Raw genomic sequence first — 26543 nt, forward strand, 5'->3', positions numbered from 1 at the left:
TGTCTCCGAACACCTGTCAGCCATGTCCCCGGGCTGAACAGAAAGCGGGTGATCCAGTACATCGTGCAGCCCGTTGTGTAACTCGCTGCCGATCCCGGCTAGTGGATCGTCCGTCAAGCCGGACGATAACAGTTTCGGTGGTGGCGGCCTTCTCGGCACTAGCTAGCGCCGTTCCGTGTAGATCAATCCCGGCTCGAGTTCTGGCACGCTACCGATCGCATGGTCAGCTGCTCTCACGCCTTGAAATACGCGATCTGCGTCGTGGTCGCGAGGAGCTTGCCCGAGGGCGACCACAGCTCGCTGTTCTGATCGTGATAGCTGCGGTTGAACAGCTTGGCGTCGGCGGTCGCCAGCACATGCGTGATGTTCTCCGTCGCGAGCTCCTCGCGGCTGACATGGAAGTAGGTCGTCAGCGATACCGTGCCGAACGGCACCACTTCGCTGCGGGCCTGGAACACACGGGGAAAAAAAGCATCCGACATCGACAGCAACGACAGGCAGTCGAGCTTGCGCGGCTTGCGGTCGGAGAGCCAAAGGCGCGAATAGCTGCTGAACGGCCCGGCGGTCGCTGATGCGCCGTAATCGGGAGGTCCGTCCACAAAGCGGAAATCGTACTGCTTCGTCCATCCCACGTGGGTGTTGGGATGGCGTTTGACCTGATCGAATGGCGGCGTATCCGGCATCGGCGCCGGCTGATGCGACCAGGACGGCCGTCGTTCGGCGAACACGGCGGTGGCCAGGGTTGCGGGATCGGTACCCCCCTGGCTGAGCTCGACGAGCCAATGTTGCGAGGAGCGGTTGGCCTTCACCAGCCGCACGTCGAGATCGAACGGGCCTTCGGCGATCGGCGCGCAATAATTCACCGTCACCGCCAGCGGGTCGCCCTGGATTTGCGGATGCTGGATCAGCGCGCGCAGCACGGTCGCCGCGGTCACGCCGCCGAACGGGCCGACGAAGGCCCAATAGTCCGGGCTGGTCCGGCCCTGCCAGCGGCTGTCACCCGCGGTGACACGTGTGGCCTCGTCGAACAAGTGCAGTTGCGGAGTGTCGGTCATGCATGCCTCCTGACGATCATCGTATGATGGGCGTCAGGTGAAAAGCAATTGGACACGCCTGCAATGACGTCACGCGTCAGCTGCAGAGGCGGCGAGGCAACGTTCGCTCACGCCCGCCGCGCGTGCGCCGGCGCCTGGATCGGGCCGACCGGCACGTTCCAGATGTCGTCGGCATATTCGCGGATGGTGCGGTCGGAGGAGAACCACGCCATGCGCGCGACGTTGAGGATCGAGGCGCGGGTCCAGGCCGGCGCCGTCCGCCAGCGGGCGTCCACGCCGCGCTGGGCCTCATAATAGGAATCGAAATCGGCCGAGACCATGTAGTGGTCGAGATGGCGCAGCGCGTGCGCGATCGGCTCGAAGCGGCCCGGTTCGCCCGGCGAGAACAGGCCGGAGGCGATTGCGTCGATCGCCCGGGCGAGCCGCGGCGAACGGCGGATCACATCCGTTGCGTCCAGGCCCTGCTTGCGCCGGAGCATGACGTCATCGGCCTCCATGCCGAAGATCGCGATGTTGTCGGCGCCGACATTGTCGCGGATCTCGATATTGGCGCCGTCGAGCGTGCCGATGGTGATGGCGCCGTTCAGCGCCAGCTTCATGTTGCCGGTGCCGGAGGCCTCCATGCCGGCCGTCGAGATCTGCTCTGAGAGATCGGCCGCAGGAATGATCGCTTCCGCCAGGCTGACATTGTAGTCGGCGAGGAACACGACCTTGAGCCGGCCATCGATCGCCGGATCATTGTTGACGAGTTCGGCGACGTCGTTGATCAGCTTGATGATCAGCTTGGCGTAGCGATAGCTCGCCGCGGCCTTGCCGGCGAAGATCTTGACCCGCGGCACCCAGTCCGTCTGCGGGTTGTCCTTGATGTCCTGATAGAGCGCGATCGCCTCGAGGATATTCAGCAGCTGCCGCTTGTATTCGTGGATGCGCTTGATCTGCACGTCGAACAGCGCGCCGGGATCGATCCTGACATTCATCCGCTCGCCGATCAGGCGCGCCAGCTGCAGCTTGTTGTGCCGCTTCACCGCCCGGAACTTCTGCTGAAAGCCGCTGTCGGCCACGTAGCTCTCGAGGCTCGACAGCAAGGTCGGATCGTCCACGATGGCGTCGCCGCAGGCTTCGCACAACAGGCTGGTCAGCTTCGGATTGGCGAGCGTCAGCCAGCGGCGGAAGGTGATGCCGTTGGTCTTGTTGGTGATGCGGCCGGGATAGAGATGGTTGAGATCGTGGAACACGGTCTCTTTCATCAGGTCCGAATGCATCGCCGAGACGCCGTTGATGCGGTGCGAGCCGACGAAAGCGAGCTGGCCCATGCGCACGCGGCGGCCGCTCTTTTCGTCGATCAGGGACACCGAGGCGCGATATTCGATGTCGCCCGGGGCGCGCTGTTCGGCGAGCGCGAGATGCTGGGCGTTGATGCGGTAGATGATTTCGAGGTGCCGCGGCAGCAGTCGCTCGAACAGTTCGACCGGCCAGGTCTCGAGCGCTTCCGGCAGCAGCGTGTGGTTGGTGTAGGACAGCGTCGCGACCGTGATCTTCCACGCCTCGTCCCAGCGGAAATTGTGCAGGTCGACCAGGATGCGCATCAGCTCGGCGACGGCGAGCGAGGGATGGGTGTCGTTGAGCTGCACCGCGGCCTTCTGCGCCAGGCTGCGCAACTGGCCGTCGGAGCCGAGATGCCGCTTGACGAGATCCTGCAGCGAGGCCGAGACGAAGAAATATTCCTGCCGCAGCCGCAGCTCGCGGCCGGCGGGGCTCTCGTCATTGGGATAGAGGAACTTGCAGATCGCCTCCGCCCGCGCCTCTTCCGCCGATGCGCCGAGATAGTCGCCGGAGTTGAACACGTCGAGCTTCAGCGGATCGGGCGAGCGCGCCGACCACAGCCTGAGCGCATTGACGTGCTGGCCGCGCCAGCCGACGATCGGCGTGTCGTAGGCGACGGCCTGGACGGTCTCGCCGGGATGCCAGATGGCGCGGTCGCGGCCCTTGTCGTCGACATGCTCGACGCCGCCGCCGAAATGGACGTGGTAGACCACCTCCGGGCGCTGGAACTCCCAGGGATTGCCGAAGGACAGCCAGACGTCGGGAAATTCGTGCTGCCAGCCGTCGATGATCACCTGGCGGAACAGGCCGAAATCATAGCGGATGCCGTAGCCGATCGCGGGGATCTGCACGGTCGCCATGCTTTCCATGAAGCAGGCCGCAAGCCGTCCAAGACCGCCATTGCCGAGCGCGGCGTCGGGCTCGCATTTGCGCAGGTCCATCAGGCCGACGCCGAGATCACCGAGCGCGGTCTCGAACACCTTCATCAGGCCCATATTGTTGAGCGCGTCGGTGAACAGACGGCCGATCAGGAATTCGAGGCTGAGGTAATAAACGCGCTTGCGCCCGGCATCGTAGCTCTCTTTGTCGGCGGTCAGCCAGCGATGCACGATGCGGTCGCGCAAGGTCAGGGCTGCAGCGTGGTACCAGTCCTGCGGCGTCGCCTGGCTCGCTTCCTTGCCGATCGCGAGCCGGAGCTTGGCCAGGATGTCGCTCTTGATCTCAGCCACGGCCAATTCATCGACGGGCTGGCCGGTGCTTACGAAACTGCGCTGGGACGGCTGATCTGTCACCTTGAAACCTGTGATGCTACGAGGAACCGGTAAAAGCATACGATGGTTGCGTGCCGACCGAAACCCGGGGAAAGGCTGGTCCGCACAGCAAGGTGATGGAAAATGATGCAAGGTTTGGGCCGGGTTCCCGCAATGAACGTGATTGCTGATGCTGCAAGTGCGTTGGGCAGAAAGCCGCATCGCTCACGAGAACCGGGCGCTCAGAGCATCCTGGCCTGACAGCAGGTTCTCTGCGGTGAGCGGCTGCAAAAGCCCCGCTCGACACACAACTCCTCCGGCAAATCGTCGAGACGTCGGTGGGCAGCTGCACCGGGCGTCGAGATCGTGGCTGTCATCGCTGACCTCCTGCCCTGAAAGGGATGGACAATCGGCTTGGAACAAATTAAGAACATTTTAGCAGGCGATCGTTATCCTTGAATCCGATTCGATCCGCTGCCGGACCCTCCAGTCTCAGAGCATCACGCGAGGACACGCATGTCCACCGTTGCCTTCGATCCCCTGGCCCTGACCCGTATTGCCGATTTCGCGCGCACGCTGACGCGGCTGCACAAGACGGCGCGGCGCCGTGCGGTCGACGACGACCAGATCGACCGCGCGTTCAACGCGGTCTGCATGTCGGTCTGGGGCTACACCATCGACGACATTTCCGATGATCTGTTCTCTGCCACCGACCACACCTTTCTCGATGGTCTGGACGAGGCGCGGGCGCGCATCTTCGCGGCCGAGCAGGGCTATGATCTGGTCGATGACGAGGGCATGCTGACGGATTGGTGGGGCTTCTGCTGGATGATCCTGGCCGAGAAGCGCGGCCTGCTGACGCCCGACAACCGCGCCGCCACGCGGGCGGCGATCGAGGAGAAATATCTGGAAGCGCCGAATGTCATCGGCGTGATCGTCGGCCGCTGAGTTCGCGGCGCGTCCTTGCGCCTGCGGCGAAGCACGCGAGAGTCGCGCGCAGGCTCAATTCACATCCGCGCGTTTCTCGCGGCTTGTCGCCGGCTTCGGCGCGATGCTCATCGGCGAAGCGATGCTCAAGGGCAATGCGACGCTGGCACTGACCTCGGCCGTGGCTCCGGTGGCCTGGGTATCGCTGGTGACCATCTCGGCGCGCACCGGCGCGACTTTCATCTCACTCAGCCGCGCGCGCATGTCGGAGTTCAGCCCAGGATAGGACGAGACCGGCTGGAAATCGGCCGGCTGGCCGCCCCCGCCACGCGGGCCGGAATAGGCGACCAGCCCGTCGCTGGTCGCGATGATGTCACCCGGGCGCAGCGAGGTATCGAGCGACAGGTCGACCGGCGCCAGACCGGCCGGATCGCGGCCGTTGCAGGTGCAGTCGGCGCGCAGCGCCTGGCGATAGGCGAACGCGGTCTCGCTATCGGCGTAGCGCTCGCCATTGGCAGCAGTGGCCCAATCGATGTTCGAGCCGAAATAGACCTTGGTTGGGCTTGCCGGGCAGAACGCCTGGCACATCTGCGCCGGCGAGGCGAGGCCTCGCGTCAGCGGGAAATAGCGGCCATCGCATGTGCGCACACAGAACGCTGCGCCCGATCCGCTGGCGGCCGCGCGCGGCTGCGGGGCGGCCTGCGGAGCGGTGCCGAACGGGTCGGCGCCGACATTGGCCTGCGGGGCCGGCCGCTGGGTCGACGGCTTGCTGAAGCCGCCAAAAAGGAAATCGAACAAGCCTTGCGCGGCGGCGCCAGGAGGCGCCGGCGTGGCCGCTGCAGCCATGCCGATCGCGCCGGCGACGAGCACGCGGCGGCGAAACCGCCGGAACGACCACACGTGACGCAACGCTCACTCCATCCTCAGCGCAGCCACACGTTCCCCGCGCCATGCGCGGCGGGGTGACGATGGGCCATCGACAGAGCCGTGCCTCGGGCACGGCCCTGTCAGCTTGGCGGTAACCTTAACGGAGGATGGTAAATGACCCGTGTGTGCCGGCGCCGAATGCAGCGCGGCGCCGCCCGCGCCTCAGAGAAATTCGCGCGCTTTGTACAGGGCGCGGAACGGCAGGCCGGCAGCGGCGAAGGTCTCCGCGGCGCCTTCTTCGCGATCGACCATGGTGAACACCAGCGACACATTGGCGCCGGCCTCGCGCAGAGTCTCGACGGCCTTCATCGCCGAGCCGCCCGTGGTGGTGACGTCCTCGACCACGACGATGCGCTTGCCGGCCAATGTCTCGTCGCGGGTCAGGCCTTCGATGGCGAGCTTGGCGCCGTGCTCCTTCGGCTTCTTGCGCACGAAGAAGGCGGCGATCGGGTGGCCCTTGATCCAGGAAATCTGTGCGATCGCGCCGGCCAGCGGCACCGCGCCCATTTCCAGTCCGCCGATATAGTCGAAGCCCTCGTCCTTCAGCGCCTCATAGGTGAGCTCGGCGAGCAAAGTGGCGCCTTCCGGGTCCATCATGGTGGGCTTGAGGTTGAAGTAGAAATCGCTCTTGCGGCCGGAGGCCAGCGTCACCTCGCCGCGGCCGAACGAGCGCCTGCGGATGATCTCGAGGAGGCGGGCGCGGGAAGCGGATTTCGACACGGCGGTTTCCCCTGAGGGTCTCTGAAGCTTGGGTGGCGCAATCTATCGAGGCGACGAGGCCGAAGCCAGCGGCCAGCATGTCTCATCAACAGAGCTACGTTTGGCGCTGGGGCCGGTTTCGGGCTACTGGGAAGCCAGCTTGCTTGCAAGAGAATTCCCGGGAAGGACCGCTCATGACGATCGAACTGCACACCTGGAACACGCCGAACGGCCGCAAGATCTCGGTCGCATTGGAGGAGATGGGTCTGGCCTATCGGGTGATCCCGGTCGACATCACCAAGGGCGCCCAGATGGCGCCTGCGTTCCTGGCGATCAGCCCGAACAACAAGATCCCGGCCATCGTCGATCCCGACGGTCCGGATGGCCACCCGGTCAGCGTGTTCGAGTCGGGCGCGATCCTGCTCTATCTGGCTGAGAAGACGGGACAGTTCCTGCCGAAATCCCTGGCCGGACGGATCCCGGTCTATGAATGGCTGATGTGGCAGATGGGCGGCTTCGGCCCGATGCCGGGTCAGGTGCACCATTTCATCGCGCTCGAAAACGAGCAGGACCGCGCCTACGGCCTCAAGCGCTACATGGCTGAAACCGTCCGCCTGTATGGCGTGCTCGACCGCCGGCTGGCGTCGCATGAATTCGTCGCCGGCGATCTCTCGATCGCCGATTTCGCCATCCTCGGTTGGGCCTGGCGCCACCCCCGCCATAAGGTCGACCTCGCCGACTTCCCCCACGTCAAGCGCTGGTACGACACGCTGATGGCCCGCCCGGCCGTGAAGCGTGGCATGGAGGCGAAGCTGGATTGAGGCTGCGCGATGCAGTCCCGCCGTGCCGGCTCCATCGTGCCGTCATCACATCCCCATTCTTCAGGGCCTGCCGCAATCGGGCCTTTCGAAGCATGGCCGCAAGGGGACGATGGCCGACGGTCTCCCGATATCCGCGCCATGCACCGGAACGGTCAGGTCGCCGCAGGCGGCGAGACTTTCAGGCGATCCGCGAGGCGGCCGCCGCGCTCCAGCACGCCAGCCATGCTCAGCAACATGCCAACGAGCAGGATCGCCGCCACGAATGGCACGGAGTGGCTGATCATCGCGAGCACGGTTGCTCCCAGGGCGACGGTCACCCCGATCTCTAGCGGCGGGACTGGCTCGTTCGCGTCGATACGGACCTTCCAGTGCAGCATGATCGCTACCGCGACCATCGGCATGTCGTAGATCATCGCATAGGGCGTCACGATGATGCTGCCGATGGCGATCAGCGCGATGGTTCCGCTGTCGATGCCGCGCCGGCTCGCCCGCCAGATCAGCACGGCGACGAGGCAGGAGAGGATGAGCTGGAGTCCGTATCCGATCGCGGGCGGCGCACCGATGGAATGGGCGCCTGCGATGACCGTCGGCATCATGTGATCGAGGCTGGACTGGTTGGCCTGCAGCAGCGCCTGATAGCTCGGGAAGCGCACGATCCATTGCAGCCAGATCGACCCGTCGATGGTGGCGCTGGTGATCACGACGACGATCAGCGTCGTCACGACCGCAGCACCAATGGCCCGCCAATTCCGCGAGGCCAGCAGCACGATCGGCATCAGCAGCACGAATTGCGGCTTGTAGGCGAGCAGGCCGAGCAGGGCGCCGGCGACCAAGGGGCGCGTCGCGAGCAGCCGCAAGCCGCCGATCAGCAGGGCGGCGGAGAGGAAGCCGTTCTGGCCGGTGATCGCGTTGATCAAGGTGGTCGGCGCGGCGACCAGCGCGAGGCCGGGCAGCGAGAGCCAATCCCGCCCCAGGCTTGCCAGGGCGTAGAGCGCGAAGGTGACCGCGATCCAGCAGACATAGGCGGCCGGCAGCGCCATCATGCCAAGCGGGATCAGCGCGAGCAGGAAGGTCGGCGGATAGGGATAAGGAAAGCCGCCGCCTGAGAGCGAAGGGTCCAGCTGCTGCTGATAGGCGGCCAACGCGAACGGATCGTAGATGCCGGCGCCGGCCAAAGCCGCAAATTTGCCGAACGACCACAGGCCGGAAAAGTCGCCGAATGGTGGCTGTGGCGATGACAGCCACCAGCTGACGAGATAGGTGCCGTTGTAGAGCGTCAGCGCGACGAGCAGGATCAGCACGGCGCGCCGGTCGCGCGTAAGGCTGGGGGCTGCAGTTGATGTCGCGGTCATGGTGGTCGGCGTAGTGTGTGCATCAAGCGATGGAAGGCGTCACGCGATCGCTCGCCTGTCCATCCAGCGATCTTGCCCATCTCCGCTGCAAGCGGCGTTACCAACGGCCGCGCCGTGCGCGTCAATGGCCATCATGCTCAACGAAGGGTAAAGCCATCGCAAGTAGCGAAGATGGCGTAGGCGATGAGCCCGCGTCGCCGCGGTCTGCATGTGTCTCATGCGCAAACTGCCCGTCGAGCTACTTTGTCGCAGGCTGGGCACGTTGCTTTGTCGGGCAAATCAAGCGGAGATTCCCGCGCATCCCGCCGCCACATGAGGGGCGCTTCGCGAACGTCACGGATCGTCGGCAGTGGGACGCGATGGGCATGTTCCGCTGCAGCATGGTTCGGCCATGCGGACGAACAGCGGAGCATGCACGGTCAAGTCGCGCGGTCCTGATATCCCGATGCTGATATCAACTCACGGCGGAGCGCTTGCTTCGCGTGGGGATGGTGGCCAGCAAGCCCGGCGCACCAGGGAGAACGCGTAGCAGCCGTTAAAGCCGTCGCGCAGGGAGGGCCGGGTCTGTCCGGCTGAACCTGTGGTACCTGCCGCCTGCATTTTTTTCCGCAGGCGGGCCGCAGGCCTCAGCCGAGGCCTGGCCTTCCCTGCGCCCTCATCGAATTCTCGAGGGCGGGAGCCACACAACACTCGGGCGGATCACGCCGCGAGAAGGCGGGGGCATGTCCGCTCACCGGTCGGCTGATCGTGAGGAGTAGCTGATTGTGCACGAGGCGCTCCAAGGAACTCCCTGCCCACCCGTCCCCTGGACGGAGAGGGGCGCCTGTCATGAGCGCAGCGAATGGGAGGCGGGTGGGGTGATCTGTCCACGCAGACCAGCGTGTGCGGAGACATCACCCCACCCCGCTCGCCCGCTTCGCGTGCGACCGACCCTCCCCGTCCAGGGGAGGGTGGCAGCCTGCTCTGGGCTGGTGGCAAGGGCGATACTCGTATGAGCGTGCGCTCAGCCGTCATTGCGAGCGCAGCGGAGCGATCCAGGCTGTGGCTGCGGAACGATTCAGGAGTGTTTCGCTGCGATCGCAATGACGGAAGAAAGATCAACGCATGCGGATCAATGCGCCTCGTCCCAATTGTCAGCGGCCCGCGCGTCGACGTGCAGCGGCACCGATAGCAGCACGGCCGGGAAGGGGGCGTCCTGCATGACGTGCTGCACCACCGGCAGGGTCGCAGCGACTTCGTCGTCCGGCACCTCGAAGATCAATTCGTCATGCACTTGCAGCAGCATCTGCGCGGAGAGTTTCTTCTCCGCGAGCGCATCCTCGACGCGTGTCATGGCGCGGCGGATGATGTCGGCGGCGGTGCCCTGCAGCCGCGCGTTGATCGCGGCGCGTTCGTTGAAGGCGCGCACCGAGGCGTTCGACGCCTTGATCTCGGGATAGTGGCACTTGCGGCCGAACAGCGTGGTGACATAGCCGTGCTTGCGACAGAATTCGCGCGTTTCGTCCATATAGGCACGGATGCCGGGGAAGCGCTCGAAATAGCGCTTGATATAGGCCGACGCCTCTTCGCGGGCGATGCCGAGCTGGTTGGCAAGGCCGAAGGCGGAGATGCCGTAGATGATGCCGAAATTGATCGCCTTCGCCCGGCGGCGCACCTCGCTCGGCATGTCCTTGATCGGCACGCCGAACATCTCCGACGCCGTCATTGCGTGAATGTCGAGCCCGTCCTTGAAGGCCTGTTTCAGCACCGGAATATCGGCGATCTCCGCCAGCAGCCGCAGCTCGATCTGCGAGTAATCCGCCGACACCAGTTTGTGGCCTGGCGTGGCGATGAAGGCGCGGCGGATCTTGCGGCCATCCTCGGTGCGCACCGGAATGTTCTGCAGATTCGGTTCGTTCGACGACAACCGTCCCGTCGTGGTCGCCGCGAGCGCGTATGTGGTGTGCACGCGCTGGCTCTGCGGATTGACATAGGTCGGCAGCGCATCGGTGTAGGTCGATTTCAGCTTCGAGACCTGGCGCCATTCCAGGATTTTGCGCGCGAAATCATTGCCCTGCTCGGCGAGGTCATCGAGAATCGAGGCGGAGGTCGACCACGCGCCGGTCTTGGTCTTGGTGCCGCCCGGCAGGCCCATCTTGCCGAACAGGATGTCGCCGATCTGCTTGGGACTGCCGACATTGATCGGCTCGCCGGCCAGCTCCTGCAGTTCGGCCTCGACGCGTGCCGCGGTCTGGGCAAAATCGCCGGACAGCCGCGACAGCACCTGGCGGTCGATCGCGATGCCCCTGCGCTCCATCCGCGCCAGCACGGTCACCAGCGGCCGCTCCAGCGTCTCGTAGACCGCGGTCATGCGCTCGGCGACCAGCCGCGGCTTCAGCACCCGCCACAGCCGATGGATGACGTCGGCCGCCTCGGCCGCATGCGCTGTCGCGCGATCGATGGCGACCTGCTCGAAGGTCAGCTTGTTCTTGCCGCTGCCGACCAGCTCGCCTTCCCCGAGGACGGCGTGCGCGAGCACGTGCTCTGCCAGCGACTCGAATTTCTGCGAACCCCGCCCCGCGTCGAGCGCGTAGCTCATCAGCTGGATGTCATCGACGTTTGCGAGCGTGATGCCGTGTTGCGCCAGCAGCACGGCGACGAATTTGATGTTGAAGCCGATCTTGAGAATGCCGGCCGATTCCAGCACCGGCTTCAGCGCAGCCAGCGCGTCGCGGTCCTTGACCTGGTCCGGCGCGAGGCCAGCATCAAACAGGCCGCCGCCGTCGCCGGCCTGGCGATGCGCCAACGGAATATAGCAGGCATCGTTGGGCGCCAGCGCCAGCGCGATGCCGCAAAGGCTCGCCTGCATCGGATCGATCGAATTCGCCTTGGCCTCGATAGTGACGCGGCCGAGATCATGGATGCGCGCGATCCAGGCGTTCAGCTCGGGCAGGCTGCGGATCGTCTGATACTTTTCGCGATCGATGCGCGCGCTCTTCGCTGCTTCCGCGCGCGCCTCGGCGAGGCTCACCGGTGTGCCCTTGCTCATCGCCGATTTGTCGGTGCGCGGATCCCCCGTTTTGGGAGCAGCGGCCGCCGGCTTGCCCGCTGCGTTTGTCCCTGCGCTGGCAGCAGCGGGCGCGGGTACGGCTGTGCCGCCGCCGCTCTTGAGCTGCTGATTCGCCGCGACGTCGGCCGGATCGATCTGCGAATATTCGGCCACCCTCCGCGTCAGCGTGGTGAACTCCATCGCCTTGAGGAAGGCGATCAGCTTGCGCGGATCGGGCTCGTGCACCGCGAGGTCGTCGAGCGGCACCTCCAGCGCGACATGATCATCGAGCAGCACCAGCTGGCGCGAGATCCGCGCCTTCTCGGCGTTCTCGATCAGCGCCTCGCGGCGTTTCGGCTGCTTGATCTCGGCGGCGCGCGTCAGCAGCCCTTCGAGATCGCCGTAATCATTGATCAACTGCGCCGCGGTCTTGATGCCGATGCCGGGTACGCCCGGCACGTTGTCGGTGGAATCGCCCGCCAGCGCCTGCACCTCGACGACCTTCTCCGGCGGCACGCCGAATTTCTCGATCACCTCGGCTGTGCCGATGCGGCGGTCCTTCATCGTGTCGTACATCGTGACGCAGTCGTTGACGAGCTGCATCAGGTCCTTGTCGGACGACACGATGGTGGTGGTGGCCCCGCGCTCGCAGGCGAGCCGCGCATAGGTCGCGATCAGGTCGTCGGCCTCGTAGCCTGCCTGTTCCAGGCAGGGCAGATCGAAGGCGTGCACCGCCTCGCGGATCAGCGCGAATTGCGGGATCAGGTCGTCCGGCGCCGGCGGCCGGTGTGCCTTGTAATCGGCGTAGATCTTGTTGCGGAAGGTCACTTCCGACTTGTCGAACACGATGGCCAGATGCGTCGGCCGGTCGGTCTCGGGCATGTCGCGGAGCAGCTTCCACAACATGTTGCAGAAGCCAAGCACGGCATTGACGTTCAGCCCGTCGGACTTGCGGTTGAGCGGCGGCAGCGCGTGATAGGCACGGAAGATGTAGGACGAGCCATCGACCAGGAACACGTGGTCGCTCTTGGTGGCTCCCTTGGCCGCGCCTTGGGTGGCGGCAGCAGGCACAGGGGCGGCGGGGCTGGTGGCGGCAGTTTTCTGGGGCGCTTTGGGCATGTGCGCAATGTAGGGATTTTCGCTCATATTGACAGCCACGCCGACGCCGAGCGCACCGGATTTTTCCGACCCTCAGTTGGGCCCAGCGCAGCGGACCAGGAAGTCCATGACGGCCCGAATGAGCGGCGAGTGCCTGAGGTCGCGATGAACGACGAGCCAGATGTCGCGGCCGACGCCCCCCTGGCGTTCGTCATAGCGGATCAGGCCAGGATCGTTGTCGCCGACAAAATGCGGCAGGGCGGCTACGCCCAGGCCCGCCCGCGCCGCTGCGGCCTGGCTCTCGAGATCACCGGTCTGGAGCACGATCTCGCGCCGGCCAGCGATCGCCTTCAACCATTGCTGCTGGGGCGCCGAGTCCATGCTGGCATCGTAGGCGATGAAGCCGAGCGCGTGCTGCGGCGTTTCCTTGAGATAGTGAGGCGCGCCATAGAGGCTGAAACCGAAGCGGCCGACCTTGCGTGCGATCAGGCCGGGCTCGTCGGGACGCGACAGCCGCAGGGCAATGTCGGCTTCCCGGCGGTTGAGCGATGCGATGCGCTTCTCCCCGATCAGCTTGATGGCGATGGCCGGATGCTGACGGCGCAACTCGACCAGCCGCGGCGCGATGATCCTGTTGGCAAGCGTCGGTGGCGCGCTGATCGAGACCTCGCCCGTCAGTCCCGGACGCGATGCCACCACGGCCCGTTCGATCGCGAAGGCGGCGTGTTCCATTGGACTGGCGGCCGCGGCAAGGCGACGGCCATCCTCGGTCAGCGTGTAGGTCCGCGCGCGCCTGTCGACCAGCTTGATCTTCGTGGTGCGCTCCAGCGCCGCGACGCGGCGCGCGACCGTGACATGATCGACGCCGAGGGCGCGTGCGGCTGCAGACAGCGTGCCCTCGCGGGCAAGCGTCACGAAATGATGGAGGTCGGTCCAGTCGATCTGCATGTGCGAATATTCACAATGGACGAGACAGGATGGGCAATTCCGCAGATCGAAAATGCAGACCACAATGTTTCGATGCAGGCAAGATCAAGGAGGCGGATATGGCCGTTGTCGTTCATGCGAAGGCGCCGGGTGGCGCAGAAAATCTGCTGCTGGAAACCGTCGAGCTGCCGGAGCCGAGGCCGGATGAAATCCGTCTGCGCCAAACCGCGATCGGCGTGAACTTCATCGACATCTATCAGCGCAGCGGTCTCTATCCGCTTCCGGATCGGGTCCCCGGCGTCGAAGCCGCCGGAATCGTGACGGCGAAGGGCGCGGACGTGACCGGCCTGTCCGTCGGCGACCGGGTTGCCTATGCCGGCGGGCCGGCCGGCGCCTATGCTTCAGAGCGAAATCTCCCGGCCTGGCGCGCAATTCCGCTGCCCGACTCCGTTTCGGACGCGCGCGCGGCTTCGACCTTGCTGAAGGGCATCACCGCCGCGATGCTGCTCGGTCGAACCTATGTCGTCGGACCCGGAACGACCCTCTTGGTGCATAGTGCTGCCGGTGGGCTCGGCCAGGTGCTGACACGGTTGGCGCGGCTGCGCGGCGCGACCGTCATCGGTACGGTGAGCTCGGAGGCCAAGGCGGATCTCGCGCGCGCCGCTGGTGCCCACCATCTGATCGTCGGGCGGGACGCGGATTTTGTCGATGCCGTCAGGCGATGGACCGCCGGACGCGGCGTCGACGTGGCCTATGATGGTGTCGGCGGCAGAACCCTGGCGCGGACACTCGCCTGCGTCAGGCCGTTCGGGATGGTTGCCAGCATCGGCCAGTCTGCCGGTCCGATCCCAGATATTGCCGTCGAGGAACTGGGGCCGCGGCGCAGCCTGTCTCTGGCGCGTCCGAGCGTGATGGCCCATGTTAACGATGTCGCTGACTATCGCAGGGACGCCGAGATCGTTCTCGCCGCATTGGCCAATGGTGAACTCGGCGGCGACGGCACACCCTATCCGCTTGCGCAGGCCGTCCAGGCCCATCTCGATCTCGAAAGCGGCCGCAGTCGTGGCGCGCTCTATCTGGTGCCGTGATGGCGACGCTACTCCGCCGGCTGCAGGGCAGCGCGCGGCTTCGGCGGGGCGATCCAGAACGCGATCGGGCGCTCGAACAGGAAGCGGGCGCCGAAGCTCAGGGCGAGTCGCCAGATCGCGAGCGCGCCGAGCACGCCAGCGATGGTGACGAGCAGGGAGATCGTGCCGATGTCAGCAATGACGCCCGTTTTCAGCAGAACCGTGCGCGTGGCCGCCATCGGCAGGAAGAAGGCGAGATAGATCACGATGGAATGTTCGCCGCAGAACCGCAGCGCGTTGAGCAGCTGCGCGCGGGCGAGCAGCGTGCCCGCGATGATGATGGCGACCGCACCGGCATAGCCGAGCAGCAACGAGATCACCGGCCACTCGCTGACGCCGAGGCTGACCAGGCCCTGGTTGATCACCGCCCAGGCGAGCAGTCCGGCGATGGCGATCAGGGGCTGGGACCGCGCCCGCTCCGACAGCGCGAAGATGTAACGCGCAAACAAATAACCCGAGTAGATGTAGACGAAGCGGGCGCAGAACTCGTCGATCATGGTCCAGCCCGTCGCGATATGCGTCATTTCGAGACCGGCCGCGATGCCCCAGATCACCGGCGCCGGCACCTTGCGTGTCAGCTTGATGACGACGAAGAAGATCGGCAGCAGATAGATGAACCACAGCGTGCCGAACGGCTCGATGAAGGATTCGAGATAGAGATAGCCGGCATGCGGCCAGCCGCCCGTGGCCGCGAACGCCGGGGCCTTGAAGCCGAATTGGATGGTGACCCACAGAGCGTAGAAATAGGCGAAGTGGACGACCTTACGGTCCAGATAGGTGCGCCAGTCGCGGTCGATCACCAGCGGCAAGAAAAGGCCCGAAATCAGGAAGAAATCCGGCATCCGGAACGGCTTGGCGAAGGCGACGACGGCGTGCATGAAGCCGGTTTCGCCCGCGGCGAGTTCGACCCCGAGCACCGAATGCATCATCACGACCATGATGATGCAGATGCCTTTGGCGTAGTCGACCCAGTCGATGCGCGCCACGGTTCCAACCGTCTGCGGCGTGCCATTTGCGGTCATGCGGTCCCCCTGTGGCGCGGAGCTGCCGCATTGTCGGGCAGAGCTGTTAATACTCCCTGCCTGTCATCCAAACGTCATGCCGTTTTCTAAATTCCCCTTGACCCGCAATTGGTCTAAGAGGCGGGTGCATTAACCATGAAGGATGGGTTTTCATGCGAATTGCGATGATCGGCACGGGTTATGTGGGGCTGGTGTCCGGTGCCTGCTTCGCCGATTTCGGCCACCAGGTCACCTGCGTGGATAAGGATGAAAGCAAGATCGCCGCGTTGCATCGTGGAGAAATCCCGATCTTCGAGCCCGGCCTGGATGCGCTGGTCGCAGCGAATGTGAAGGCCAAGCGGCTCGATTTCACCACCGATCTCAAGCAGCCCGTCGCCGACGCGGATGCGGTCTTCATCGCGGTCGGCACGCCGTCACGGCGCGGCGACGGCCATGCCGATCTTACTTACGTCTATGCTGCCGCGCGCGAGATCGCGGCCTGCCTGACCGGCTTCACCGTTGTCGTGACCAAATCGACGGTGCCTGTCGGCACCGGTGACGAGGTGGAGCGCATCATCCGCGAGACCAATCCGTCGGCCGATGTCGTGGTCGCCTCCAATCCGGAGTTCCTGCGCGAGGGTGCTGCGATCCGCGATTTCAAATGGCCCGATCGCATCGTGGTCGGCACTGCCGACGAGCGCGGCCGCAAGGTGCTCGGCGACATCTATCGTCCGTTGTCGCTGAACCAGGCGCCGATCATGTACACGGCCCGGCGCACCGCCGAACTGATCAAATACGCCGCCAACGCGTTTCTCGCGACCAAGATCACCTTCATCAACGAGGTTGCCGATCTCGCCGAGAAGGTCGGCGCCGACGTGCAAGAGGTGGCGCGCGGCATCGGTCTCGACAACCGCATCGGCGCGAAGTTCCTGCATGCCGGTCCGGGCTTCGGCGGCTCGTGTTTCCCGAAGGACACGCGCGCGTTGATCAAGATCGCGCAGGACAATGACACCCAGCTGCGCATCGTCGAGTCGGTGCTCGCCGTCAACGACAACCGCAAGCGAGCGATGGCCCGCAAGGTGGCGCACGCCGTCGGCGGCAATCTGCGTGGCAAGACGATCGCGGTGCTGGGTCTCACCTTCAAGCCCGAGACCGACGACATGCGCGAGGCGCCGTCGATCCCGCTGGTCACCGGGCTGCTCGACATGGGCGCCAAGGTGCGCGCGCATGATCCGGTCGGCATCGAGCAGGCCAAAAAGGAGCTGCCGGAGATTGCCTATTACGACGACCCCTATGATTGCGCGACAGGGGCCGATGCGATCGTGCTGGTCACCGAATGGGTGCAGTACCGCGCCATGGATCTTGATCGCCTCAAGGAGGTGATGGCCCATCCCGTCGTGGTCGACCTGCGCAACGTCTATCGCCCCGACGAGATGGCGGCGCACGGCTTCATCTATGAGAGCGTCGGCAGGCCCTCGGCCAAGGGGGCGTGATGCGGCGTGTGTGACAGGGCGTTGTCATACCCCGCGCAGGCGGGGTATCCAGGATGCCCGATCGTCGTGGTCCGCGAGATCGGCGTTTACTGGATTGTCCGCCGCCCGCGGGCAATGACGGGTTCAGCGATTGCCTCTGCGCTTTGACACACCGCTGCCGATCGACGCCGTGCTGGACGCATTGTCCGGCACGCTCGAACGCAGCAACACGGCCGTGCTGGTCGCCCCGCCCGGCGCCGGTAAGACCACGCGGGTGCCGCTCGCGCTGCGCGATGCGCCCTGGGTGGGGGATCGGAAGATCATCGTGTTGGAGCCGCGCCGCATCGCGGCCCGCGCCAGCGCCGAGCGGATGGCAAAGTCGCTCGGCGAGCGCGCCGGCGAGACCGTCGGCTATCGCGTGCGGTTCGGCTCCAAAGTGTCGCGCGCGACCCGCATCGAAGTGGTCACCGAAGGCATCTTCACCCGGCAGATTCTCGACGATCCCGAATTGACCGGCATTGCCGCCGTGCTGTTCGACGAATTCCACGAGCGCTCGCTCGATGCCGATCTCGGCCTCGCGCTTGCCCGTGACGCGCAGCAGGGGCTGCGTGAGGATCTGCGCATCCTGGTGATGTCGGCAACGCTCGACGGCGCCCGCGTCGCCAGGCTGCTCGGTGATGCGCCGGTGGTCGAGAGCGAGGGCCGCGCCTTTCCGGTCGAGACGCGCTATGTCGGCCGCAAGCCGGATGCACCGGTCGAGCGCCAGATGGCTGAGACGATTGCCAGCGCACTGCGCGCGGATGCCGGTTCGGTGCTGGCGTTCCTGCCGGGCGCGGCCGAGATCCGGCGCACCCAGACCATGCTCGCCGAGCGGGTCCACGATGCCAGCGTCGAGATCGTGCCGCTGTTCGGTGCGCTCGATGCTGCGGTCCAGGACCGCGCCATCTCGCCCGCGCCGAAAGGCGGCCGGAAGGTGGTGCTGGCGACATCGATCGCCGAGACGTCCTTGACCATCGAGGGCGTGCGCATCGTGGTCGATTCCGGCCTCGCCCGTGTGCCGCGCTACGAGCCTGATATCGGCCTGACGCGGCTTGAGACGGTGCGGGCCTCGCGCGCGGCGGTCGATCAGCGCCGCGGCCGTGCCGGACGGACCGAGCCCGGCGTCTGCTACCGGCTCTGGGACGAGCCGCAGACCGCCTCGCTGGCTGCTCATACACAGCCGGAAATACTCAGCGCCGATCTGTCCTCGCTGGTGCTCGATCTCGCGCAATGGGGTGTCAGCGATCCCGCCACATTGAGCTTCCTCGATCCGCCGCCGCAGCCGGCCTGGAAGGAGGCCCGTGATCTCCTGAACGAGCTCGGTGCGCTGGATGGCGACGGAAGGCTGACGGATGAGGGCAGGCGGCTGCGAGCGCTGGCGCTGCCGCCGCGGCTCGCCCGCATGATCGTCGATGCCGCCGATCATGGCGCCGCGGCGCAGGCGGCGGACATCGCGGCCATCCTGACCGAGCGCGGTCTGGGCGGTGACAGCGTCGATCTGGAGGTCAGGCTCGACCAGTTCCGCCGCGACCGCTCGGCGCGGGCGCAGAGCGCGCGCGATCTGGCGCGGCGCTGGGCGCAGCAGGTCGCGACGTCTCCCTCGCTGCATGATGACGGCGAACTGACGACCGGGCTGATGCTCGCTTTCGCCTTCCCGGATCGGGTGGCGCGCAACCGCGGCAATGGCAGTTTTTTGCTGGCGAATGGCCGCGGCGCCGCCGTCGAGCAGACGTCGTCACTGGCGCGGGTGCCCTATATCGCAGTGGGCGAACTGACCGGAACGGCGGCGAACGGCCGCATCCTGCTCGCGGCGCCGCTCGCGATCGAGGACATCGAGCGTCATTTCGCGGCTCACATCGAAGCGAAGGACGAGGTCAGTTTTGATCGCGACGCCATGACGCTTCGCGCGCGGCGCCGGCGCAAGCTGCACGCGATCACCTTGGCCGACGCGCCGGTCGCGCTGACGCCGTCGGAGGAGACCGCGCACGTTTTCGCGGACGGCATCTCAGCGGTCGGCCTCGACCGACTGCCCTGGTCCAAGGCTGCGAAACAATGGCGGGACCGGGTGATGTTCCTGCGCAAGGCGGAGGGCGACAGCTGGCCGGATCTGTCCGACACCGGCCTGATCGAGCGCCGCGACGACTGGCTGGTGCCGCTGCTTGCAGACAAGACCGCGCTCAAGGACATTTCACCCGGTGACGTTTCCGATGCGGTGATGGCGCTGCTGCCCTGGGATCTGCGCGCGCGGCTCGACCGGGAGGCGCCGACCCATTTCGAGGCGCCGACTGGCACCATGTTGGCCATCGACTACGAGGCGGAGCAGGGGCCGACCATTGCGGTGCGGTTGCAAGAGCTGTTTGGCCTCAACACCCATCCGTCGATCGCCAGGGGGGCCATTCCGCTGGTGCTCGAGTTGTTGTCACCCGCCCAACGGTCGGTGCAGGTGACACGCGATCTGCCCGGCTTCTGGCGCGGCTCCTACGCGGCCGTGCGTTCCGACCTTCGTGGCCGCTATCCGCGCCATCCCTGGCCGGACGATCCCGCGACCGCGCAACCGACCCGGCGGGCGAAGCCGCGCGGCACCTAGCCGATGCAAATTATACCGCCAAATCGCCTATGTTAACGCTTCGCTCATCGTTTTCGCCAAAATGGCACGGGCAGCCGGTCTGTCGCCGTCGCTCTCCAGCGGCTATGATGATCAAGTTGGTTGCGGGGTAAAGTTGGGCGTTGCGTGATGCGTAACATAATGATCTTCGCCGCCGTTCTTGTCGGCCTCGGCACCTTCATGGCGCAGTTGGCCGACCGCCTGACGCCCGCGCCGGCATCAGCCACGCCCGCGGTACGGGCCGCCACGCTGGAATCGGCGGCTGCCGGCCAGCGCAGCCTGAGCATTCCGACCGATCGTCGCGGCCATTTCCGGGCCGACGGGCGCATCGACGGCCAGCGAATCAGTTTCATGGTCGATACCGGCGCGTCGATGGTGGCTCTCAATGAGAGTTCTGCCGCCCGCTTTGGCCTGCGCCCGGCGCGCGGCGACTACACCGCCAACGTCACCACCGCGAACGGCACCGTGAAGGCGGCGCGGGCGAGGCTCGCAATGGTCGAACTCGGCGAGCTCACCGTGCGCGATGTGGAGGCATTGGTGCTGCCCGACACGGCGTTGTCGGAGAACCTGCTCGGCCTGTCCTTCCTGTCCAAGCTCAAGCGCTTTGCCTATGCCAACGGCGAGATGGTGCTGGAGCAATAATTCATCTGCCGGATCACCTGTTCCGGCCTTTATTCCGACGGACACGACGCGTCTTAACGCATCTCGACGAATCCGGACTGTCGGCCTTCCGCTAGCTTGCCAGTTTCGGTAAGGCTCTATCGTCCATTTCCGAGAAGGCGTATTTCCATGTTGTTCCCCAAGCCCAAGCCTGTCCTGGTTCCCAACACCTACGCGTTCGAATCCGAGCCGATGGTGAAGCCGACCGGCTTTCGCGAATATGACGCGCGTTGGCTGTTCAACAAGGAAATCAACCTCATGGGCGTGCAGGCGCTCGGGATGGGGTTGGGCGCGCTGATCGCCGAGCGCGGCGTGAAGCAGGAGATCGTCACAGGCCATGATTTCCGCGGTTACTCCGCCTCGATCAAATATGCGTTGATCTCCGGCCTGATGGCGGCCGGCTGCAAGGTGCACGATATCGGCCTCGCCGTCACGCCGATGGCGTATTTCGCCCAGTTCGAGCTCGACGTGCCCTGCGTCGCCATGGTGACCGCCTCGCACAACGACAATGGCTGGACCGGCGTGAAGATGGGCGCCAACCGGCCACTGACTTTTGGCCCGGAAGAGATGACCCGGCTCAAGGAGATCGTGCTCAACGCCGAATTCAAGAACGGCGGCGGCGGCTCCTATCAGTTCCACGAGAATTTCCCGGCGCGCTACATCGCCGACCTCACCAATCGGCCCAAGCTGACGCGCAGACTGAAGGTCGTGGCCGCTTGCGGCAATGGCACCGCTGGCGCGTTCGCGCCGCAGGTGCTGGAGGCGATTGGCTGCGAGGTGATCCCGCTCGACACCGAGCTCGATCACACCTTCCCGAAATACAATCCCAATCCCGAAGACATGGAGATGCTGCACGCCATCCGCGATGCCGTGCTGGCGCACAAGGCCGATGTCGGTCTGGGCTTCGATGGCGACGGCGACCGCTGCGGCGTGGTCGACAACACGGGTGAGGAGATCTTCGCCGACAAGGTCGGCGTGATGCTTGCGCGCGACATGTCGGCGATCCACAAGGACGCGCAGTTCGTTGTCGACGTGAAGTCCACCGGCCTGTTCATGACCGACCCGGTGCTGCAGGCGCAGGGCGCGAAGACTGCGTATTGGAAGACAGGCCATTCCTACATGAAGCGCCGCACCAACGAGCTCGGCGCGCTTGCAGGCTTCGAGAAGTCGGGCCACTTCTTCTTCAATCGCCCGTTCGGCCGCGGCTATGACGATGGTCTGGTCTCGGCGATCGCGATCTGCGAGATGCTCGATCGCGCGCCGGGCAAGTCGATGGCGGATCTGAAGGACGCGCTGCCAAAGACCTGGTCGTCGCCGACGATGTCGCCGCATTGTGGCGACGAGGTCAAATATGGCGTCGTCGACGCCGTGGTGAAGCACTTCCAGGCGCAGCAGCAGCAGGGCGGCAAGGTAGCCGGGCAGCCGATTCGCGATCTCGTGACCGTCAATGGCGTCCGCGTCACGGTGGAGGACGGCAGCTGGGGCCTCGTGCGGGCATCATCGAACAAGCCGGAGCTCGTCGTCGTGGTCGAAAGCCCGGTGTCGGAGCGTCGCATGCACGACATGTTCGAGGCCATCAACGAGGTGCTGCGGACGCATCCCGAGGTCGGCGCCTATAATCAGACGATCTGAGCCAGCTCAGACCGGCGGGACCGGCAGCGCCGTTACTGACTTGATCTTCTCCATGGCGAAGCGCGAGGTGACGTTCTTGAGCGGCACCGCGCTGATCAGTTTCTTGTAGAACACGTCGTAGCTCTGCATGTCCGCGACCACGACGCGCAGCATGTAGTCGACGTCGCCCGCCATCCGGTAGAATTCCATCACCTCTGGCATCGAGCTGACGGCCTCGGCGAATTTCTTCAGCCAGGCCTCGGAATGGTCGGCGCTCTCCACCGAGACGAATACGGAGATGCCGAGGCCGATCTTGTTCTGATCGACCAGTGCCACCCGGCGCAGGATCACCCCGTCGGCTTCGAGCCGCTGGATGCGCTTCCAGCACGGCGTCGAGGACAGCCCAACCCGGTCGCCGATCTCGGCGACCGACAGCGAGGCATCCTCCTGCAGGACCATCAGGATCTTGCGGTCGATCGCGTCGAGCCGGCGGTTGGCTTCGGGGGGCTGGGCGGAGACGTCGGACATGGAGAAATTTGTTCCATAGGAAGGTCAGGAAACCCTCATATAGAGAAAAACGTTCCAAGGCAAGGATTCGCCGTTCAGGCCCCCATGCGGTCTCAGGCGACAGGTCGACCCGGCCTCGCGATGGTCTTCAAATACCCTTATGCGCCGTCTTTGAGCCACCGGCCGACCAGATGGTGGGCAATCGCGAAGGGATGCGGTCCCGCCAGTCCGTCCGGATGCTGCCGTTGCAGCATCAGCCGGGCCTCGTCGCGGCTGAACCAGCGCACATCCTCGAGCTCGTTGTGATCGATGACGATGTCCTCGTTCAAGGCCCGCGCGCTGCAGCCGATCATCAGGGACGAGGGATAGGGCCAGGGTTGCGTCATATAATAGGAGACGTCAGTGCAGCGGATGCCGGACTCCTCGAACACCTCGCGACGCACCGCGTCCTCGATCGTCTCGGCGGCCTCGACAAAGCCGGCGAGGCACGAATACATGCCGGCCGGGAACTGCTTCTGACGGCCGAGCAGGCATTTGTCGCCGGACGCGACCAGCGAGATCACGACCGGGTCGGTGCGCGGAAAATGCTCGGTCTTGCAATTCGGGCATTCGCGCTTCCAGCCGCCCTCGCGCATCGCGGTCTTGGTGCCGCAATTGGCGCAGAAGCCATGGCGCTGATGCCAGGACACCATGGACTTTGCCATCGCGATCGTTGCGAGTTGGTCGACAGGGATTGCGCCCTGCATGGCCATGCCGCGCAGCTCGGTCACCACGACATCCGCGCGCCCGGCGAGCTTTTCGACCGCGGCCGGTGAGATGCCCATGCCGAACACGGCGGCGCCGTCCTGCAGGCCGAGGAAGATCGTGCCGGGATTGGCGCCGAATCCGAGCGCCTCGTCGATCGACAGCAGCGCCCGCACTTGGTCGCCGTCGCGCTTCAGCACCAGCGAATCGCGATGCACGACATAGGCCCGCGTCGACGGCTTGTTCTCGAACGCCAGCAGCTTGTCGTCATGGAAGCGCAGATGCGCGGCGCGATCGATCGGGCGGCCGACGAAGGCCGGCGTGCCCAGCGGAAACAAGTCGAATGGCGACATCTCTCACCCTAACCAGATCTTGCGCCTGACTGCGCTGATGAACTGCTGAACCTCCTGCGCATCATGAGGCAGGGGCGGCGCGACGCCCCAGACCGGGCGCGGCCAGGCCACGTCGCCGGTCCGGCGTGCGATGATATGGATGTGCAGTTGCGGCACCATGTTGCCGAGGGCCGCCACGTTGAGCTTGTCGCACTTCGTGATCTCCTTGACCGCGCGCGAGACCCGCGTGATCTCGGTCATCAGCTGCGCCTGGGCGACCTCGTCAAGATCGATGATCTCGACCGCGCCCTCGCGGCGCGGCACCAGCAATAGCCAGGGATAGTTGGCGTCCTTGATCACCAGCACGCGCGACAGCGGCAGGTCGCCGATATCGATCGTATCCTTCGCAAGTTGCGGATGCAGCGACCAGGCTGATTCGGGCATGCGGCGGGTTCCTGGCAGGCGGTCTGGCGGGGAGCTTTGACGGCACCTAAAGCCTTTCCGAGCTGCGGCACAAGCCCGCGGGGGCGAGGGAGCGGGCCGGCGAAGCTCGCGCTTGCTTTCCGGACGGTTTGGCCCCAAATAGGCAGCGGGAGATTGGCGGTGGACGAGCCACTCGCCAACCGGGTCAGGTCCGGAAGGAAGCAGCCCTAACGAGGTCCGGATCGGGTCGCTCGTCAGTCTCCTACCTGTTTTCTCGAGCGAATCGCGCAAAGATGGCGGGGACCCCGCGCAGGGCGGGCGCTCGACCGCACTCCGGTTGATTGCGTCGAGGCTGATTGCGTCGACGATCGCGATCGATGCCGGCCCGGAATACTCACTTGCGGATCGCTCGATGACTGACGCTGGCGCCCCACCTGTTCCGCCCGACAGCGCCGACGCTCCCGCCAAGCCCTACCGGGTTCTGGCGCGCAAATACCGCCCCTCCAGCTTCGCGGATCTGATCGGCCAGGAGGCCGTGGTGCGCACGGTCTCGAATGCGTTCGAGACCGGCCGCATTCCGCAGGCCTGGATCCTCACCGGCGTTCGCGGCGTCGGCAAGACCACCACGGCCCGCATCCTGGCCCGCGCCCTGAATTACGAGCTGCCTGATGGTTCGGTGAAGGGGCCGACCATCCACATGCCGGTGCTCGGCACCCATTGCCAGGCGATCATGGAAAGCCGGCACATGGACATCCTGGAGATGGACGCGGCGTCCCATACCGGCGTCGACGATGTCCGCCAGATCAATGACAGCGTCCGTTATGCGCCGGCCAGCGCGCGCTATAAGGTCTACATCATCGACGAAGTCCACATGCTGTCGACGGCGGCGTTCAACGCCTTCCTGAAGACGCTGGAGGAGCCGCCGGAACACGCCAAATTCGTGTTCGCCACGACCGAGATCCGCAAGGTGCCGGTGACGGTGCTGTCGCGCTGCCAGCGCTTCGACCTGCGCCGCGTCGAGGCCGACGTGCTGATGAAGCATCTCGCCGGGATCGCGACCAAGGAAGGCGTGACGATCGAGCCGGAAGCGCTGGGCATCATCGCGCGCGCCGCCGAAGGCTCGGTGCGCGATTCGCTGTCGCTGCTCGATCAGGCGATTGCTCACAGCGCCGGCGAGGTCCGTGCCGACGATGTCCGGCAGATGCTGGGGCTCGCCGACCGCACCCGCGTCATCGACCTGTTTCATCATCTCGCCAGCGGCGACATCGCCGCCGCCTTCAAGGAATTCCGCGAACAGTACGACGTCGGCGCCGATCCCGTCGTGGTGCTGTCCGATCTGGCCGAGTTCGTGAACTTCGTCACCCGCGTGAAGGTCGTGCCAGCCACCGCCGACAACGTCGCCTTCAGCGAGACCGAACGGCTCCGCGCGCGCGATTTCGCCACCAAGCTGTCGATGCGCGTGCTGTCGCGGATGTGGCAGATGCTGCTCAAGGGCATTGCGGAAACGCAAGGCGCAACACGCCCCGCTGCAGCCGCCGAGATGGTGCTGGTGAGGATCGCCTACGCAGCCGATCTGCCGACGCCGGACGAAGCCATTCGCATGATCGAGCAGAATGGTGGCGGATCGCCTGTCGTCACCCATGGCGGTGGGGCGCGTCCTGCGCCTGCCCCGAGCATGAGTGCAGGCGCTCCGCCGGTGATGAGTTCGGCGCCGATGCAGGCGCCGCGTGCGCAAGGGCCGACCTTGGCCGCGGTGGGCGGTGGCATGCGGCCGCAGGCGATGTCGTCGCAGCCATCGCCGGTCCAGCAGAATCAGTCCGCGTTGCGCCTGGCGAGCTTCCAGGAACTCGTCGCGCTCGCCGGCAAGAATCGCGACCTGATCACCAAGAGCGCGCTCGAGATGGATGTCCGGCTGGTCCGCTTCGAGGATGGACGGCTGGAGATCGCGCTGGAACGGACGGCGCAGCGCTCGCTTGTCTCGGACCTCGGGCGCAAGCTGGAGGACTGGACCGGCCGGCGCTGGACCGTGATCGTGTCGAACGAAGCGGGACAGCCGACCTTGCGCGAGCAGAATCTGCGCGCCAAGAGCGAGCGTGAGGCGGCGGCAGAAGCCGATCCGCGCGTCCAGGAGATCCTGGCGCGGTTCCCAGGTACCAAGGTGATCGAAGTGCGTCGGCTCGCCCACGAGCCGCCCGAATCGGACGCCAGTGCTGTCGAGCCGCCAGACGAGTCCGACGATGATGATGATTTCTAGGCTGATAACGAGGTGCTCCGATGGCTGACTTTCTCGGCATGATGAAACAGGCGGCGCAGCTGCAATCGAAGATGCAGGCGATGCAGGAGGAACTCGGCAGCCTGGAGGTCGAGGGCATCTCCGGTGGTGGCCTGGTCGCCGTGCGTATGACCGCCAAGATGGAAGTGAAGGGCATCAAGATTGATCCGTCGCTCTTGAAGCCCGACGAGGCCGAGATCCTGGAGGATCTCCTGGTCACCGCGCATGGCGATGCGCGCCGCAAGGCGGAAGCGGCGATGCAGGAAAAGATGCAGGCCATCACCGGCAAGCTCGGCCTACCGCCGGGCTTCGGCTTCGGTTAGTCCGTTCATGATCGTCGTGA

Annotated in this window: 20 protein-coding genes and 1 other RNA gene; 10 read left to right on the forward strand and 11 right to left on the reverse strand. The window is 65.5% G+C overall.

The window, feature by feature from the left end:
* Window positions 1-233 precede the first annotated feature (233 nt).
* Window positions 234-1055, reverse strand: coding sequence for an acyl-CoA thioesterase (locus HL671_RS34525; protein WP_172242882.1), 822 nt, complete (start codon window positions 1053-1055; stop codon window positions 234-236).
* 107 nt (window positions 1056-1162) lie between these two features.
* A complete protein-coding gene (locus HL671_RS34530; RefSeq protein ID WP_172242885.1) occupies window positions 1163-3670 on the reverse strand; it encodes a glycogen/starch/alpha-glucan phosphorylase in 2508 nt (835 codons plus the stop codon).
* 474 nt (window positions 3671-4144) lie between these two features.
* Here HL671_RS34530 and HL671_RS34535 point away from each other — a divergent pair, with 474 nt between their 5' ends.
* Window positions 4145-4576 carry a hypothetical protein gene (locus HL671_RS34535; protein WP_012047129.1) on the forward strand — a complete coding sequence of 144 codons (432 nt, stop codon included), beginning with the start codon at window positions 4145-4147 and terminating at the stop codon, window positions 4574-4576.
* Window positions 4577-4630: 54 nt separating this feature from the next.
* Here HL671_RS34535 and HL671_RS34540 read toward each other — a convergent pair whose 3' ends face one another.
* Together HL671_RS34540 and pyrE are read right to left on the reverse strand one after the other, a co-directional pair.
* Window positions 4631-5464, reverse strand: a complete 834-nt coding sequence (locus HL671_RS34540; protein WP_172242888.1) for a DUF2865 domain-containing protein — start codon at window positions 5462-5464, stop codon at window positions 4631-4633.
* 180 nt (window positions 5465-5644) lie between these two features.
* Window positions 5645-6202: an orotate phosphoribosyltransferase gene (gene pyrE, locus HL671_RS34545; protein ID WP_012047127.1), complete on the reverse strand. Its 558-nt coding sequence runs from the start codon at window positions 6200-6202 to the stop codon at window positions 5645-5647.
* A gap of 173 nt (window positions 6203-6375) precedes the next feature.
* On the opposite strand from pyrE, the gene HL671_RS34550 reads away from it, so the two are divergent.
* Window positions 6376-7002, forward strand: coding sequence for a glutathione S-transferase family protein (locus tag HL671_RS34550; RefSeq protein WP_012047126.1), 627 nt, complete (start codon window positions 6376-6378; stop codon window positions 7000-7002).
* A gap of 152 nt (window positions 7003-7154) precedes the next feature.
* Here the strand turns inward: HL671_RS34550 and HL671_RS34555 are convergent, their stop codons facing one another.
* The 3 genes from HL671_RS34555 to HL671_RS34565 form a co-directional block, all read right to left on the reverse strand.
* Window positions 7155-8354 (reverse strand): glycosyltransferase family 87 protein, encoded by a 1200-nt coding sequence (locus tag HL671_RS34555; protein WP_172242891.1) that lies wholly within the window; start codon window positions 8352-8354, stop codon window positions 7155-7157.
* Window positions 8355-9465: 1111 nt separating this feature from the next.
* The gene (polA, locus tag HL671_RS34560; protein ID WP_172242894.1) at window positions 9466-12501 is read right to left on the reverse strand and encodes a DNA polymerase I; all 3036 of its coding nucleotides are present in this window, start codon (window positions 12499-12501) and stop codon (window positions 9466-9468) included.
* Between the two features lie 72 nt (window positions 12502-12573).
* Window positions 12574-13428 (reverse strand): LysR family transcriptional regulator, encoded by an 855-nt coding sequence (locus HL671_RS34565; protein ID WP_210264223.1) that lies wholly within the window; start codon window positions 13426-13428, stop codon window positions 12574-12576.
* A gap of 98 nt (window positions 13429-13526) precedes the next feature.
* Here HL671_RS34565 and HL671_RS34570 point away from each other — a divergent pair, with 98 nt between their 5' ends.
* Window positions 13527-14495: a quinone oxidoreductase family protein gene (locus HL671_RS34570; protein ID WP_172242900.1), complete on the forward strand. Its 969-nt coding sequence runs from the start codon at window positions 13527-13529 to the stop codon at window positions 14493-14495.
* Between the two features lie 8 nt (window positions 14496-14503).
* Here HL671_RS34570 and HL671_RS34575 read toward each other — a convergent pair whose 3' ends face one another.
* The gene (locus HL671_RS34575) at window positions 14504-15556 is read right to left on the reverse strand and encodes an acyltransferase family protein (protein ID WP_172242903.1); all 1053 of its coding nucleotides are present in this window, start codon (window positions 15554-15556) and stop codon (window positions 14504-14506) included.
* Window positions 15557-15708: 152 nt separating this feature from the next.
* Here HL671_RS34575 and HL671_RS34580 point away from each other — a divergent pair, with 152 nt between their 5' ends.
* The 4 genes from HL671_RS34580 to HL671_RS34595 all read left to right on the forward strand — a co-directional run bounded on the left by HL671_RS34580 (window position 15709) and on the right by HL671_RS34595 (window position 21943).
* Complete coding sequence (locus HL671_RS34580) at window positions 15709-17028, forward strand: UDP-glucose dehydrogenase family protein (RefSeq protein WP_012047120.1); 1320 nt, start codon at window positions 15709-15711, stop codon at window positions 17026-17028.
* A gap of 130 nt (window positions 17029-17158) precedes the next feature.
* Window positions 17159-19633, forward strand: a complete 2475-nt coding sequence (gene hrpB / locus HL671_RS34585; protein WP_172242906.1) for an ATP-dependent helicase HrpB — start codon at window positions 17159-17161, stop codon at window positions 19631-19633.
* Window positions 19634-19792: 159 nt separating this feature from the next.
* The gene (locus HL671_RS34590) at window positions 19793-20293 is read left to right on the forward strand and encodes a TIGR02281 family clan AA aspartic protease (RefSeq protein WP_172242909.1); all 501 of its coding nucleotides are present in this window, start codon (window positions 19793-19795) and stop codon (window positions 20291-20293) included.
* A gap of 150 nt (window positions 20294-20443) precedes the next feature.
* Complete coding sequence (locus HL671_RS34595) at window positions 20444-21943, forward strand: phosphomannomutase/phosphoglucomutase (protein WP_012047117.1); 1500 nt, start codon at window positions 20444-20446, stop codon at window positions 21941-21943.
* A gap of 6 nt (window positions 21944-21949) precedes the next feature.
* On the opposite strand, the gene HL671_RS34600 is transcribed toward HL671_RS34595, so the two are convergent.
* The 3 genes from HL671_RS34600 to HL671_RS34610 all read right to left on the reverse strand — a co-directional run bounded on the left by HL671_RS34600 (window position 21950) and on the right by HL671_RS34610 (window position 23949).
* Complete coding sequence (locus tag HL671_RS34600) at window positions 21950-22450, reverse strand: Lrp/AsnC family transcriptional regulator (protein WP_012047116.1); 501 nt, start codon at window positions 22448-22450, stop codon at window positions 21950-21952.
* A 137-nt stretch (window positions 22451-22587) separates the two neighbouring features.
* The gene (gene nudC / locus HL671_RS34605; protein ID WP_172242912.1) at window positions 22588-23526 is read right to left on the reverse strand and encodes an NAD(+) diphosphatase; all 939 of its coding nucleotides are present in this window, start codon (window positions 23524-23526) and stop codon (window positions 22588-22590) included.
* A gap of 3 nt (window positions 23527-23529) precedes the next feature.
* The gene (locus HL671_RS34610; protein WP_012047114.1) at window positions 23530-23949 is read right to left on the reverse strand and encodes an HIT domain-containing protein; all 420 of its coding nucleotides are present in this window, start codon (window positions 23947-23949) and stop codon (window positions 23530-23532) included.
* A gap of 148 nt (window positions 23950-24097) precedes the next feature.
* Between HL671_RS34610 and ffs the strand changes: the two genes are divergently transcribed.
* From ffs to HL671_RS34625, 3 genes are all read left to right on the forward strand, one after another.
* An RNA gene (ffs, locus tag HL671_RS34615) (signal recognition particle sRNA small type) lies at window positions 24098-24194 on the forward strand.
* A gap of 146 nt (window positions 24195-24340) precedes the next feature.
* Window positions 24341-26182, forward strand: coding sequence for a DNA polymerase III subunit gamma/tau (locus tag HL671_RS34620; protein ID WP_012047113.1), 1842 nt, complete (start codon window positions 24341-24343; stop codon window positions 26180-26182).
* Between the two features lie 20 nt (window positions 26183-26202).
* Complete coding sequence (locus HL671_RS34625; protein ID WP_012047112.1) at window positions 26203-26523, forward strand: YbaB/EbfC family nucleoid-associated protein; 321 nt, start codon at window positions 26203-26205, stop codon at window positions 26521-26523.
* Window positions 26524-26543 lie beyond the last annotated feature (20 nt).

This window comes from Bradyrhizobium denitrificans, from assembly GCF_013179005.1.
Classification (GTDB): domain Bacteria; phylum Pseudomonadota; class Alphaproteobacteria; order Rhizobiales; family Xanthobacteraceae; genus Bradyrhizobium; species Bradyrhizobium denitrificans.

Excerpts from the sequence above, each read along its gene's own strand:
- HL671_RS34525 (WP_172242882.1), bottom strand. The coding sequence starts at position 1,055 with ATGACCGACACTCCGCAACTGCACTTGTTCGACGAGGCCACACGTGTC.
- HL671_RS34535 (WP_012047129.1), top strand. The coding sequence starts at position 4,145 with ATGTCCACCGTTGCCTTCGATCCCCTGGCCCTGACCCGTATTGCCGAT.
- HL671_RS34550 (WP_012047126.1), top strand. The coding sequence starts at position 6,376 with ATGACGATCGAACTGCACACCTGGAACACGCCGAACGGCCGCAAGATC.
- HL671_RS34555 (WP_172242891.1), bottom strand. The coding sequence starts at position 8,354 with ATGACCGCGACATCAACTGCAGCCCCCAGCCTTACGCGCGACCGGCGC.
- polA (WP_172242894.1), bottom strand. The coding sequence starts at position 12,501 with ATGCCCAAAGCGCCCCAGAAAACTGCCGCCACCAGCCCCGCCGCCCCT.
- HL671_RS34565 (WP_210264223.1), bottom strand. The coding sequence starts at position 13,428 with ATGCAGATCGACTGGACCGACCTCCATCATTTCGTGACGCTTGCCCGC.
- HL671_RS34570 (WP_172242900.1), top strand. The coding sequence starts at position 13,527 with ATGGCCGTTGTCGTTCATGCGAAGGCGCCGGGTGGCGCAGAAAATCTG.
- HL671_RS34575 (WP_172242903.1), bottom strand. The coding sequence starts at position 15,556 with ATGACCGCAAATGGCACGCCGCAGACGGTTGGAACCGTGGCGCGCATC.
- HL671_RS34580 (WP_012047120.1), top strand. The coding sequence starts at position 15,709 with ATGCGAATTGCGATGATCGGCACGGGTTATGTGGGGCTGGTGTCCGGT.
- HL671_RS34590 (WP_172242909.1), top strand. The coding sequence starts at position 19,793 with ATGATCTTCGCCGCCGTTCTTGTCGGCCTCGGCACCTTCATGGCGCAG.
- HL671_RS34600 (WP_012047116.1), bottom strand. The coding sequence starts at position 22,450 with ATGTCCGACGTCTCCGCCCAGCCCCCCGAAGCCAACCGCCGGCTCGAC.
- nudC (WP_172242912.1), bottom strand. The coding sequence starts at position 23,526 with ATGTCGCCATTCGACTTGTTTCCGCTGGGCACGCCGGCCTTCGTCGGC.
- HL671_RS34610 (WP_012047114.1), bottom strand. The coding sequence starts at position 23,949 with ATGCCCGAATCAGCCTGGTCGCTGCATCCGCAACTTGCGAAGGATACG.
- HL671_RS34620 (WP_012047113.1), top strand. The coding sequence starts at position 24,341 with ATGACTGACGCTGGCGCCCCACCTGTTCCGCCCGACAGCGCCGACGCT.
- HL671_RS34625 (WP_012047112.1), top strand. The coding sequence starts at position 26,203 with ATGGCTGACTTTCTCGGCATGATGAAACAGGCGGCGCAGCTGCAATCG.